6 protein-coding genes are annotated in these 13,063 nt (G+C 59.7%); 2 read left to right on the forward strand and 4 right to left on the reverse strand.

What is annotated here, in order from left to right:
- Positions 1 to 480, forward strand: coding sequence for a hypothetical protein (locus tag GTF44_RS02265; protein WP_171557209.1), 480 nt, complete (start codon positions 1 to 3; stop codon positions 478 to 480).
- A 30-nt stretch (positions 481 to 510) separates the two neighbouring features.
- Entirely contained in the window at positions 511 to 7,422 is a 6,912-nt protein-coding gene (locus GTF44_RS02270) for a hypothetical protein (RefSeq protein WP_171557211.1), read from the forward strand.
- Between the two features lie 42 nt (positions 7,423 to 7,464).
- Here GTF44_RS02270 and GTF44_RS02275 read toward each other — a convergent pair whose 3' ends face one another.
- From GTF44_RS02275 to GTF44_RS02290, 4 genes are all read right to left on the reverse strand, one after another.
- On the reverse strand, positions 7,465 to 10,533 hold the full coding sequence (locus GTF44_RS02275; protein ID WP_171557213.1) for an efflux RND transporter permease subunit: 3,069 nt from the start codon (positions 10,531 to 10,533) through the stop codon (positions 7,465 to 7,467).
- Positions 10,534 to 10,543: 10 nt separating this feature from the next.
- Positions 10,544 to 11,593 (reverse strand): efflux RND transporter periplasmic adaptor subunit, encoded by a 1,050-nt coding sequence (locus GTF44_RS02280; protein WP_171557214.1) that lies wholly within the window; start codon positions 11,591 to 11,593, stop codon positions 10,544 to 10,546.
- Positions 11,590 to 12,075 (reverse strand): MarR family winged helix-turn-helix transcriptional regulator, encoded by a 486-nt coding sequence (locus GTF44_RS02285; RefSeq protein WP_171557216.1) that lies wholly within the window; start codon positions 12,073 to 12,075, stop codon positions 11,590 to 11,592. Before GTF44_RS02285 ends, GTF44_RS02280 begins: the two co-directional genes overlap by 4 nt.
- Positions 12,076 to 12,245: 170 nt before the next feature.
- Positions 12,246 to 12,914: an IclR family transcriptional regulator gene (locus tag GTF44_RS02290; protein ID WP_171557218.1), complete on the reverse strand. Its 669-nt coding sequence runs from the start codon at positions 12,912 to 12,914 to the stop codon at positions 12,246 to 12,248.
- Positions 12,915 to 13,063: the final 149 nt, after the last annotated feature.

Genomic DNA, 13,063 nt, shown 5'->3' on the forward strand with positions numbered 1-13,063 from the left:
ATGGTCAAAAAACCTAAGAATACAGCCGTCTTGGCGCCGGAGGAGGAAGCGAAGGCGACGTTTTCCTTCGGCATGGTGTTCGACATCAACGGCACCGCGGTTCCGATCTCCACCGCCGATATCGCGAAGATCAAGGAAGAGGGCGTGCAGTTCGAATTGCCGAAGCCGGTGGTTCTGGGCTCGTTCGCCAATCTGATCGAATGGCTCGACACGACCTTTGGGGTGAAGTTTCCCGATACTGCCGATCTGCCCGACTGGCTGAACGACATCGTAACCGCAATCATCAACATGGAGTTCTCGGTGCTGGTCTTCAAACTGGATGTGCCGGGCAAGAAGCGGCCCAATGATCAGGTGCGCTATGCCCTGGAAATCGCGGGCACCTTTGTGGGTGAGCCTCTGACACCGATCCCCGGTTTCGACTTCCTGGGCATTCAGGGTGGCGTCTTCGGTGTGACGAATATCGCACCTGCCGTCGAATAGGTGGTCGTGGCTTAACGGGAAGGCGCGCTCATGCCCCGGATCAATTTCGGCGTTGACCTTCAGCTTTTGCTGGAGGCCGAAAAGACCTTCAATCTCCAACTGCGTTTGGGCGCGGGGATGGGGCCAACCGCGCTGACCATTTCACCGGGTCCGACCGAAAAAGCCTTTAGCTTGGCACAAGTTTTGGGGGCTTTGAGTACGCTTTTGGATCTGCCTGCGTTGCAGACTGTCGCGGACCTTGGCGACAAGGATAAGAACAGCTTCTGGTACAGGTTCTTTCAGGTCAGCATCCTGCCGGAGTTGACGGTTGTGGTCGCGCCCGAGGCAAGCTCGATCCAAGCGCGGTTGATGCTTTACACCGCGCCAACGAGGAACCCGGCTGATTATGGCATTCGGTTCGCAGATAAGCTGCCACCTTTTATCACCATAGAACCCGATATCACGCTGTACGACCTGGTGATTGGCTATTGGCAGAAGGACGGCCTCGACCTCAAAGCGCGCGTCAAGATTTGGCCGCAGGAAAGCGAGAATATGCTGACCGATGGCACAGTCTTGATGTCGCTGACCGAGGAGCCGAACGGCAAAACCGAGATCGTCAAATACCCGTTTCCCAACCCCAGCCAGGGGGGGCAGACATTCCGGGTCAATTACCTCGGTTTGGGGCAGCGCTTTGGGCCGCCGACGGTCGGGCTCGAGTCCGACCCGATCGCTAAGATCTTCGAAGAGCTGAAAAACCTGCGCAGCAATGATCCGAAGACCGTGTTGAACGCGCTGGTGAAAGATTACTACCACCCGGACAGGAACTGGTTCTTCGGCGCGGATATTTATCTCAAGGGCTGGCGGGTGCAGGCGCTGTTCAACGACCCGGCAATTTACGGCATTCGCATCACGGCGGATCAGGGCGCGTTTGAGGGGTTTAAGTTCGAGATCTTGTATCAGAAACTCGGCCCCGATCTGGGCGTCTATTATGGCGCGATTTCGATCCCCGAGAAGTACCGACAGATCAATTTGGGGGCTGTGGCGCTCAAGCTGCCCAGCTTCGAGATTTGGATTTGCACCAATGGTGATTTCAAGGTCTCGGTCGGCTGGCCGCTCGGGCCAAACTCCATCGGGTTTGAGATCTATATCTTCATCGGCGGTTGCGCGTTTTACTTTGCCAAACTGCGGTCTGGCTTCAACCCGCGCGCGCCAGAGCCAACGATCTACTATGATCCGATTATCGCCTTTGGCCTGGCGATCAAGATCGGGCTGGGCCGGTCAATCAATGCTGGTGTCTTCCGGGCGGAGTTGAGCCTGACGCTGCAAGGCGTGTTTCAGGGCATTCTGGCCTGGGAAGGGGTCAATCCCAAACTGCTGAATTCGCCGGATGCGGATGTGGTCCGCAATGCCCGCGCGGCGGTAAAGGCGTCCAACGCGATCTCGGGACCGCCGGATTATTTCTGGTTCTCCGCAACCGTCGGCATCGTCGGGTTGTTGCAGGGCGAGGTTGATCTGAAGATCATCAAGGTCTCGGTCAGCATTCGCCTGTCGATCACCACCGGTTTGGCATTCGAAACGGAGTATGGCTCGGTCGCGCGGGTGACGGCGCAGGTCAAGGCCAAGGCCACCGTCAAGATTCTGTTCGTGAAGATCAGCGCTAGCTTCTCCCTGACCCTGACCGAGACCTTCACGCTCAGCGAGGGGCCCAAAGGCGTGGCCAGCATCGAAGGCCCGCAAAACCCGAATTTCCAGGGCATCGTGCCCGGCACGCTGACGGCGCGCGGCAAAGCTCTGACGGCGGTCTATGACCGCCGCGCGCTGATCCAAGATGCCGAGCCATTGTCGTTGCCAGTGACGATGCTGTTGCTGCCCGCCGCGCTCTATCGTGGTGGGGCTGGGCAATCCAATCTGGTTGGCGTGCCGATGATCGCGCCGCCGAAAGGGCAGCCTGGCGCGACGCCTTATGACGATTTGCTGATCCGGTTGGGCACCTGGCTTCTGCGGGATTTCGCGCCGGAGACCCATAGCTGGCCAGAGGTGTTGCAGACGCTTGGGCAGGGCAGAGATGCGCCGCCCGATGGGTTCTCGGACGCGCTTGACCAATTCCTGGTCGAGGAGGTTTCCTTTGTTCTGTCCGGTATCGACCTGACTGTTGAGCGGTCGGATGATCTGGACCTTCTGCCGCTGCCGATGTTGCCACCTTTACAAATGGCGGTCCCGGGGCAGGACGATCCGATCATTTTCGCCGACAAGATCGTGCCGGATGGCTATGAGGCCTTTGTGCGAGAGTATTTCGCCGATCTCAGCCTGAGCGGCCTGAGTTCCAACCCTGAGGGCACCAGCCGCGTTGGCACGATGGAAGTGGTGGAGACCTCGTTCGCGCAGATGATGTTTGTCGATTTCTTCCTGATGTTGTCGCGCGATATGGCGCGCCGCTTGGCCGATCCGCCGGTTGACGGCTCTGATCTGCCCATCGGGGACGTGGCGCAAGACATTTCGGCCATCGCGACCCAATTGGCAGGTATGGCGGCGCGTACGCTTTTGGGCGGGGTTGTCTTGCCAATGCCTACAGAGATGGAGCAGTTCGGGATTGACCCATTGGGCGTCGACCTTCTGGGCCTCTTTGAACTGAGCGCGCAGCAGTTCCCGGCCGATACCAGCATCCCAACCAATGCGGTCACATTCAGCGTCGCAAACCCCGACGCCCCCCTATCGGCCGCGATTTCCTTTGCCGAGGGGGAAAGTGCCGCCACGACCATCCCCGTGGCAGAGGCACCCCCCGCACCAAACCCAATTTGGCGGGACGCCGCGCTGCGGGCTGGTGTGGCCGATATCACGATCTCGCAAATGCCCTCGATCAACAGTGTCCGGCGGTGGTTTGCCAGCCGCGACCACGAGGCTTGGAGCGATTTGCAGGCTGAACGCCGGTTACTTCTGCCGCCGCCAGAGTTGCTGGGTCTGACGGAGAGCGGGCCGCTGACTCTCTTTGGCCAGAAAGTGGAGCCCGATCCGACCGCCCCGCCGACCCCCGATTTCGAGATTCACCCGGCGCTGATGATCCAATTCCGGATTCGCAAGGTGGCGCTGCCCTCGACCGGACAGTTCACCGACGAGGGCGGCCCACTGCCGACCGAGTTGAAAGGCGTCTACGAAATCTCGACCACGAGTGATGAGACGCGGGCGCAAATCCGGATGCTGCTCGACAGTGCCGATATTGGGCAAACCAAGCTTGATTTGGTGCGCATCGATGGGGATGGAAATGACGACCGTGGCTATCGGACCTTGTCCAGTGCCGCGCCAGAGAACGCGGTTTACCTGTTCAAAACGAACCTTTCGACACTGACCCAGCCCGAAAACCTGTTCCGGCCCTTGGCGCTTGGGATGACGCGCGATGACACAGATCCCGATGATGCCGCGATCGGCGATGTGGCGGCCTTCTTGCGGCTGATCTGGCAGGCGAGCGTCGTTAATGCCACGGGCTTCTATTTGCATTATGGCGATGCCGAGCAGAACCCGCTGCCCGATGACATGTTCGACGATACAGGGTCGGCGACGCTGACGGTGATGGCCGCCGCGTCTGAGCCGCGTCCGCTGCACGCTTATGACAACGCGCTGATCTTGCCGGGCGACGTGAAGGATACCGCCTTCATCGCCGCCGATGATGCGGGGGGGATCGCCATCGAATTGCATCAGCCCGCTTATCAGGCTGGCTGCGTCGCGTTCCAGATCGATTGGACCACCGCCGCGGCCCTTAGTATTGGGGAGACGGATCAGCCGCCGCCCTTTGGCCCTGACACAATCGCCTCGCTCTACGATCTGATCCAATACCGCGTTCACGGTGATGAGCAGCCGACCGGGTTTGACCCGTCTCTCTGGAGCCTTCCCTTGTCGCGGGCACAAGATACCAAGGACATTGAGCAAAATGACGATGGACCCGGTCGCTATCGGCAAATCGTGCCCGCCTATAAGTTTGCCACCGGCGCGCATGACGACATCTATGGCGCTGTGGGGCGGACACCTGATTTGCAGTTCCGGCTGATCGATACCTATGGCAACGCGCTGGCCGAGGCGGCCCATACTGTGCAGTTCGACGCGCTTTATCACGACCCGCTGGTGCCGCTCGGGGAATGGCCCGGAACGCAGGCCACCTATCGCGTGGCCCGGAACGAAGCAGATCAGCCATGCGTCTTCCTGACCCTCGATTTCCAACCCGATGAGATTGTCCGCAGTGATGTCCATCGCTTCATGGCTATCGATCGCAACGGATTTGGTGATGACAAAGCGCGTCAACAGGCCGAGATCGCCCGGTTCCGCTTTGCCCTGATCCATGCGCAATTGAGTGATCCGAATGTAGAGGTTGACCTGCTCAGCACGTTCTTTGGGCCGCTCGCGCCGCTTGGCTCAAGCGATGCGTTGAAAACGGCCCTTAAGGCGGCGGCTGAGACGATCTTGACCGATCTGGATAAGTTCCTCTCCGATGGGACGCCGCTTCAACCGCACAAGACCGCCATTCCGGTGCCGTTCAATCCGCAGGACCTGACCAAACAGCCCGACACGATCTTCGCGATTACGGTTGAGGCGCAGCTGCGGCGGACGCAATTCGTCGATCCGCTAGCCGCCGAAAAACTCCCGTCTGCTGCCCAGACCCGGTGGACCGTGCCGCTAGATCTGTCGGTGACCGATCAGAACCCCGTTGCAAAAGACGGCCCAGAGCCCGCCGAGGTGGACCTGCGCAGCTTTGCCAACCATCTCGAGGATGCGTTCAAAGGGTATGACGGTGCCGATGGGCTGCTGAAATTGATGGTCCGCAACGGGGTTTCAGATTTCTCCGCGCCTGAGACAGGGCCGGTCCTATGGGGCCTGAAATGGAGCGCGACCGCCGGGCTCGACGTGACGTTCGAGGCTGGATCGGTCGCCTATTTCACCCTTGTTCCGATTAGCACGAAACTGGAAGGCCATGACGGCGTGCCCGTCACGATCTGGGACAAAGATCTGAACCCCGTCGAGGAAACCCGCGCCTTTTCCGAGATCGATGTCGATGCTTGGGCGCGGCAATTCCTGTCGACGATGGATCGGATCATGGGGCCAGCCGTGTCGAACATCATTGTCCAGAAGGGGCAAGACCGGTTCTCGGAATTCGCAACGGCCAAGCGGCTCTTGGCGGAGTGCCTGAAAGCCGGGGTGGAGCCGATCTTGGTGCCGAACGTCAGGACGGAAAGCCTGTCGTCCTTTGGCGGGCGCGAAGTTGTCGAGGGCGATCTTGGCAGCGCGCAGGATCGGTTTGAACAGCATGTGCTGACCCGGCTGGCGGCCGCTTATGACAGCTTGGTGGTCATGCAGATGGCCGCCGATGTGACCAATTCGCAAGCGCCAGGTCAGGGTGATGCGCCGCGCATCTTCGGCGGGGTCGAAGCCAAAGGGACGGCAGGCGACGCATCCGACACATTCTCGGTCTCCAACACCCGCATTCCAATCGAACCGCCGGCCGACGCCGGCCCGCGCTATGCCAATTTCCTGGTCTCGGCGGTCAATCCCAGTCGACAGGCCAAGCTTGATATGAATCTCACCTGGAATGTCGGTTTCGTGGAGCATCAGATTGCCTCCTCACATGCCTCCGGCGGCTATGTGCCCTCAAGCTGGCTCAGGGTTGTCGATTCCGATCTGGCCTCGGAACTGGCCTTTGATCTCGGCGAGGTCAGTGTGCCGATCCCGTCGATCAGCTATCCGGCAGTGCCGGTGATGGAGGCGCAAACCGCGATCCAGCAGTTTACGGGCACAGCAGAGACAGTCGATGATTTCTTCCTCTGGTCTTACGAATCCGTCATCCGCAAGAGCGAGAAAGACGCCAAGGATACGCTCTTTGCGGAGTTGCGGTTGAATGAGCCGATCTTGATCGACCGCCTGCCGACGGTCTTCGCGCGGGGGCCGGGCGAAAAGGGCGATGTCGTGCCGCTGTTCGAGGCTCTGGCGCGCTATACCGTTGCCTGGCCCGAGCTGGAACATCTGGTCGAGGAGTTGGTGGCCAAGCATGGCGACCTGCCAATCGCCGACCAGTTGATCGATATCGTGTTTGGCCTCGTGAAAGAGGTGGCGATTTGTTGGGCCGGGTTCCGCGGCGTGCCGATCCCGGCGCATTGGCAAACCATGGGCGTGCGCAGTCGGCGGATGCTGGATAAACCCGCCGAGGTGACCATCAATTATGCGATCGATTTCGAGAACGCCTTCAACGCGAAGAAAGAGTTGATCGTTACCAGCGATCAGACAGAGATCTGGCCACGGATCAACGATCAGGACGGCAAACCCGGTGCGGATGAGCAAACGCGGATTTACCGGTATGACGGAGAGACCGACAATTTGGCGCTGCGTTGGTGGGATTTCAGCGCCCTTGGACAGCAAACCGCGCGACTAACGACATGGCTCAAGCGAAACTCCAATCTGAGCGAGGGCGGCGATTTGACGGTCAATCCCAACTTGATCTACGCCACCCCGGCCAGCACCTATGCAAACCCCGTGATCCCGCGCTTGCGCATTGACGAATTCAAGAATGACGAGGACGCGCCCGATCTGGCGACGACCCTTCTAAAAACCTTGAATGTGGTTCTCGGTGTTGCCTCTGTTTTGAAGAATAAGCGCGCCGCCAAGATCGAGACGCGTTATGAGTACAGCTTGATCAGCGACCCCCGCGCCAGCACGTCATCGGTCAAAAGCCGGGCCTCGGTTCTGCTGACCGATGGGGTTGAGATCGATCTGGCGGAGGTGGGCGAGGAAGAGGATCCGATCAAGGTGATCGCGGACGCAATCGCGGCGGATATCGAGATTTGGCATGCCAAAGCGGCGATGCCCACACGCTCAGCCGAACTGGTGCAGTCGCTGGTCTTGTTTGCGGTTATTCAGGATGTGCATCAGCCGATCCTCAGCATCGACCGGATTCTTTACGACGTCCCGAAGGACTGGTGGACATAACGGGCGCGGGAGGCCGCGCCCGTTATGGTGCGAAGAGGTGAACTAGACCGGTTCAGCCGCCGCCGTGTTCCCAGGCTCCGAGGCCTTCGCGCGCCGTTCAGATCGCGCGAAGAGGAGGTCATAGAACACCGGCGCGGCAACCAATGTCAGGATCGAGGCAAAAGCCAGACCGCCCATGATGGTGACGGCCATCGAGACAAAGAACGCATCCGACAAAAGCGGCGCCATCCCGAGAATCGTCGTCGCGGCGGCCAAAACGACCGGGCGCAGACGCGATGTGCTGGCTGTCACGATAGCCTCACGAAGCGGTAGGCCGTCGGCCCGCACCAGGTCGATCTCTTCAACCAAGACGATCCCGTTCTTGATCAACATGCCCGACAAGCTCAAGAGCCCGAGAAGCGCGGTGAAGGTGAAGGGGAGACCCGTGCCCAGAAGGCCAAGCGTAACCCCATTCACCGACATCGGCACCAGGAGCCAGATGATCAGCGGCTGACGCAGCGCGTTGAACAGCAGAACCGAGATCAGCACCATGATCAGTAGCGACAGCGGCAGTTGCTGCGCCAGGCTTGCATTGGCGTCGGCCGAGTTCTCGAACTCGCCACCCCACTCCATCCGGTATCCTAGTGGCAACTCGATCGCCTCGATCGCCTCGCGGATCTCCGCATGCACCTGCGCCGCTGTCAGGTCGGTTGGGATGCTGGCGCCAACAGTGATCGTCGGCACCCGGTTGCGCCGATGGATCAAGGTGTTTTGTGGCTCAAACGCCATCCCATCGATCACCTGTTCGACCGGCATCAGCGTGCCGCCAGCGGTTTCCACCACCTGATCCATGACGCTGAGCTGCGCGCTCTCCGGGACCCGGACGATGATCGGGATCAGCCGATCATTTTCGCGATAGGTGCCTGCGGTGATCCCGTCGGTGGCAAAAGCGAAGATCTGGGCGATATTGTCGCGCGTGATCCCGGCGGTCTGCGCCCGCTCGGTGGCGTAGTTCGGCCTGAGCACCAGCTCCTGTTCGCGCCAATTGGTCCGGGGCGCCAGGATATTGGGCGATGTCTCCTGCAAGGTCGCCATCGCTTCATCGGCCAGATCGCGCAACACTTCGGGATCGCTGCCCGAGAACCGAACCTGGATCGGATCGCCGCCACCGGGGCCAAATACCAAGCGGGCAGTGCGGAACTCCCCCTGCGGTAGAACCTCGGCCGCATAGGCTTCTATATCTGCCTGGAGCGCTGGAATCAGATCCAGACTTGCCGCGCGAATGATCAGGTGGCCATAGCTCGGATTCTGGCTTTCAGCCTGATAGGTCAGCATGAAGCGCGTGGCACCTTGGCCGACGAATGTGGCCACCGAAGTGACCTCCTCGCGCTCGGCCAACCAGTCTTCGAAAACGGCCATATGCTCGGCGGTCGTTGTGATCGGCGTGCCCTGGGGCAGTTTGTAATGCACAAAGAAGATCGGCGTGTTCGAGTTCGGGAAGAACTGCTGTTTGACCTGACCAAACCCCCAATAACAGGCAACGGTCACCACCAAAAGCAGCATGACAACCAGCCATCGGGCCCGCAACGCAAGGCCCAAGACAGCCCCATAAGCCCGGAACAACGGGCCGGAATAGGCGTCGTCGCCACCGACTTCGCCCTGCTTGAAGAAATAATGGCCCAGAAGCGGCGTAACGGTCAGCGCCAGGACCCAAGACAACATCAGCGAAATGCCAATCACGGCGAACAGGGAGAAGAGGAACTCCCCCGTCGCATCGGGACTGAGCCCGATCCCGGCAAAGGCCATGATGCCGATGACCGTTGCACCCAGGAGAGGGATTTGCGTTTTGCCCGCCGCTTCATCCGCCGCGTCACGCGAGGATTTGCCCCGCCGCATCGCGATCTGCATCCCCTCGGCGACCACAATGGCGTTATCCACCAGCATCCCCATGGCGATGATCAGCGCGCCAAGGGAAATCCGCTCCATTTCGATGGAGAAGATCGCCATGAAGAGAAGCGTACCAACAACCGTGAGCAACAGGGTTGAGCCAACAACAATGGCGGCTCGCGGCCCCATGAAAAGCCCCAAAACCAACACCACAATGCCCACCGACATGGCGAGATTGAGCAAGAAATCCGAGGAGGCCTCATCGACCACCACATGTTGCTGATAGATCGGGTGCAGGATGACGCCGTAAGGGATTTCGGTCTGTAACTCGGCCAGTCGAGCGTCCACCGCATGGCCGACATCGACGATGTTTTCATCCGCCAGACCAGCGACCCCCAAGGTGAACGCCTCGACGCCATTATAGCGGATCAGGATAGAGGGCTCATCTTGCCGCCCACGGCTGACCTGGGCGATGTCGATCAGGTTCAACACTTCGCCACCTACACCCACGGTCAGGCCGGCAATATCGCTCACACTGTCCGAGCCCTCAGGCGCTTGGATCAGAGTGTGCGTGGTGGCTTGGTCGATCGACCCGGCCGAGGCCACGGAATTGGCTGAGGCGAGTGCATTGATGAAGGTCTGTGGCGAAATGTTCTGATGGGCGGCCAGCGCCATCTCCGGTTCAACGAAAATCGCTTCATCCGGCAGGCCCTGCACGTCCACATCGGCGACACCCTCGACGGATAACAACTCGCGTCTGAGAAATTGTGCAAGCTCATGGCGCTCCGCGTCGGTGTACCCCTCGGCGGAGACCGCGAAGAAGATCCCAAACACATCGCCAAACCCGTCATTGACCTGCGGTTGGCTGACGCCATCGGGCAAATGTCGGGCTGCATCGGCCACGTTATTGCGCAGATCGGTCCAGATCGCGGGCAACTCGGTGCCGTCAAAGGTCGATTGAATCTCCACCTCAATCCGCGACAGGCCCGGTTGGTTGATCGAGGTGATCCGGTCAACCTCGCCCATGCGCTGAATGGCGGATTCCAGCGGTTCGGAGACCTCTGTCATGACCTGCTCGGCCGAAGCGCCGGGATATTGGGTGATCACAACAGCCGTTTTGATTGTAAAGGCCGGGTCTTCCAATCGGCCAAGCGATAGGAAGCCCCAGGTGCCGCCAAAGAGACAGGTGAGGATCAGAATCCAGATGATGATCGGTCTGTTGATCGAGCCGCGTGCGATGTTCATCTGACCAACCTCAATTCGCGAAGCCGGTGAACCGGCGCACGGTCAATCCGTCTTCGAGGGCATTCACCCCGGTCAAAACGATCTCTTCGCCCGCTTCCAGCCCTGAGAGAACACGGAAAGCCCCCTCGCGCGTCGCCGCCAGTTCGACGGCGCGCTGTTCAATCGTGCCAATATCGCCGTCGCCAGGCACAAAGACCATCGTGTGGAGGGATCCGTCATTGGCAATATGAATGGCCGAGGTTGGGATGATCAGGGCGGTGTCTTCAAGGTTCAGCTCGGCCAAAACGGTGACCGACGACCCGGGTAAGACGGTCGGCCCTTCCGGACGGGGTAGGCCCAGGGTCAGGCGAAAGGTTTGGCCGACCGCCGATGCTTGCGCATCAAACTCGCGGATCTCAAGCGGGTAGAGTATGTCGCTGGTCGGGAACCGGGCACTCAGCGTCACATTGGGATCGGTCCCGCCGCGTTGGAACAAAATCTCTGGGACATCGATCTCGATCCGCAATTCCGACATGTCATGCACCCGCACAACAGCCGTTCCCGCGGCCACCGTGGTGAAATTCGCGACGTTTCGCGCCGCGATCAGGCCGTCAAACGGGGCCGAAAGCGTGGCATGCTCCAGTGAATACTCAGCATTTCGAACGGCGATCTCGGCCAGGCTAACAGCGGTTTGGGCGTCATCGATGGACACTTGCGAGGCGGCAGTGCCGGACAATTGGTTCAGCCGCTCCAAGGTCCGCTCCGCCTGGTCAAGTTGCAGGCGCGCTTGGTCCAGTTGCAGTTCAAAGGGCTCCATATCAAGTTCGGCGATCAAGGCGCCATTGGCGATCTCTTCGCCTTCAATTGCTGGGAACTCCACGATCTGTCCTGCAACCTGAAAGGCCAAATCCACGGTCTGGCGTGCCACGATCTGACCAAAGAACTGTCGGATCACGCCGTTCGTATCGGGGGCCACGGTGATCAATTGTACCGGTCGGATCGGTGCGTCGACCTCTGGGGTTTGAGCCGAGAGGGGAGCGGTCAGCAGAGCCGTTGCTGCCAACGCAATCAAAAATCTCATGGTTTTAGTCCTTTTGGTAATCCTGTCCGAAAAATTGTCTCGCCGACCTCTCCCAATAATGCGGTCAGCTTGGCACGGTCCGCGTCATCTAGGCCAACGATATCGCGAAAAATCTGTGACGCTTGCTCTGAAAGCGATTGTCGCAGTGCCATACCTGCGTCGGTCAAGCACAACAGCCAGGCGCGCCGGTCATCTGGATCGTGTCGCCGTTCCAGCAGACCCTTGTCCTCTAAGCTGTCTGCCAAGGCGGTCACAGTTGAGGGAAGGGCTTGCATCTCTTTCGCCAACTCTCCCATGCGGCGCGGGCGGAATAGGCTGATGATCAAATGCCGTTCCCCTTTGGCAAGCGCGGGGGTCAGTTCGATCGTCTCGATCCGTTCTTCGACCCGCCAATACATCAGATAGATCGACAAAAGCGCCCCCATCTCGGGGGTCAAACCCTCCAAGAAGCTGGGAATGGTGAGGCAGTCCGATGGTGGCATGGTGATTCTCCGCTTTGAAATGTGAATAGTTCATTTTATGAAGCAATCAAGCCCCAAGAGGCCATCAATCGGAAAATCCGGGTCAGGCTGACCCGAAATCTTTTTGTGAGTCTGTTGTCTGGGATGAACGGGGATGGGAGAGCCGAGACGCGGTAATGCGGATAGGCTCGCTATTTTCCCATCGAGCGGGCGAGGTCTTCCAACAAAGGGGTGGCTTTCTGGCGCGTCGCCGCATCGAACCGGCTGCTCAAGCCCGATATGGTCAGGGCGCCAATTAGTGTCCCCGAAGCTGAGAAAACAGGCGTTGCAACCGCGGAAATCTCCGGGATTGTTGGGGCGTCGGAAGAGACGGTGCCATTGTCATTGAAGACGCTGAGATCCGGGACCTCCTCGCCGGAGAACCGTCGCAGGACCAAGCCGGAGACCCCGGTTGACATGTTCAAGCGCATGCCTTCCTCGGCGCCGAACGGTCGAAGATCGGCGGCCGTCTCGCGATAGAGACACACCCGATCTTCGCCAGCGCGGACATAGAAAGACGCGGTTTCACCGGTGGCTTTGACCAGTTTCTGCAAGGTCGGGGCCACCGCTTCGCGGCTTGGATAGTCTTGAGCGAAGATTTGGCCAAGCCGCCAGACGCTTGGCCCCAAGCGATAGCGCCCGCGCGGTGTGCGCTGCATGAAGCCATAGATCGACATGGAATTCGCGATCCGCAGCACCGTGCTTTTGTGCAGGCCCGTCTCTCGCGCCAAATCCGTCAGCCGGAGCTCGGGCTGCTGCGCGGAAAATGCGCTCAAGATCGACATGGCGCGCTCGACAGATTCCGTCCGCATCGCGCCCATAAAGTTCTCCCAGGTGAAACAAACGCAATCGCATATTGTGCGCAGACCCTGGTTTTGTCTAGCGTCGTCGACGCAGAAGAGATGCCAAGCATTCGGCGTGTCAGGAGAGTGTTGCTTGGGCAAAGACCCAGATCACTCTGCGCGAGTAG

The sequence above is a fragment of the Roseobacter sp. HKCCD6576-2 genome, assembly GCF_013179285.1.
Taxonomy (GTDB): domain Bacteria; phylum Pseudomonadota; class Alphaproteobacteria; order Rhodobacterales; family Rhodobacteraceae; genus Rhodophyticola; species Rhodophyticola oceani.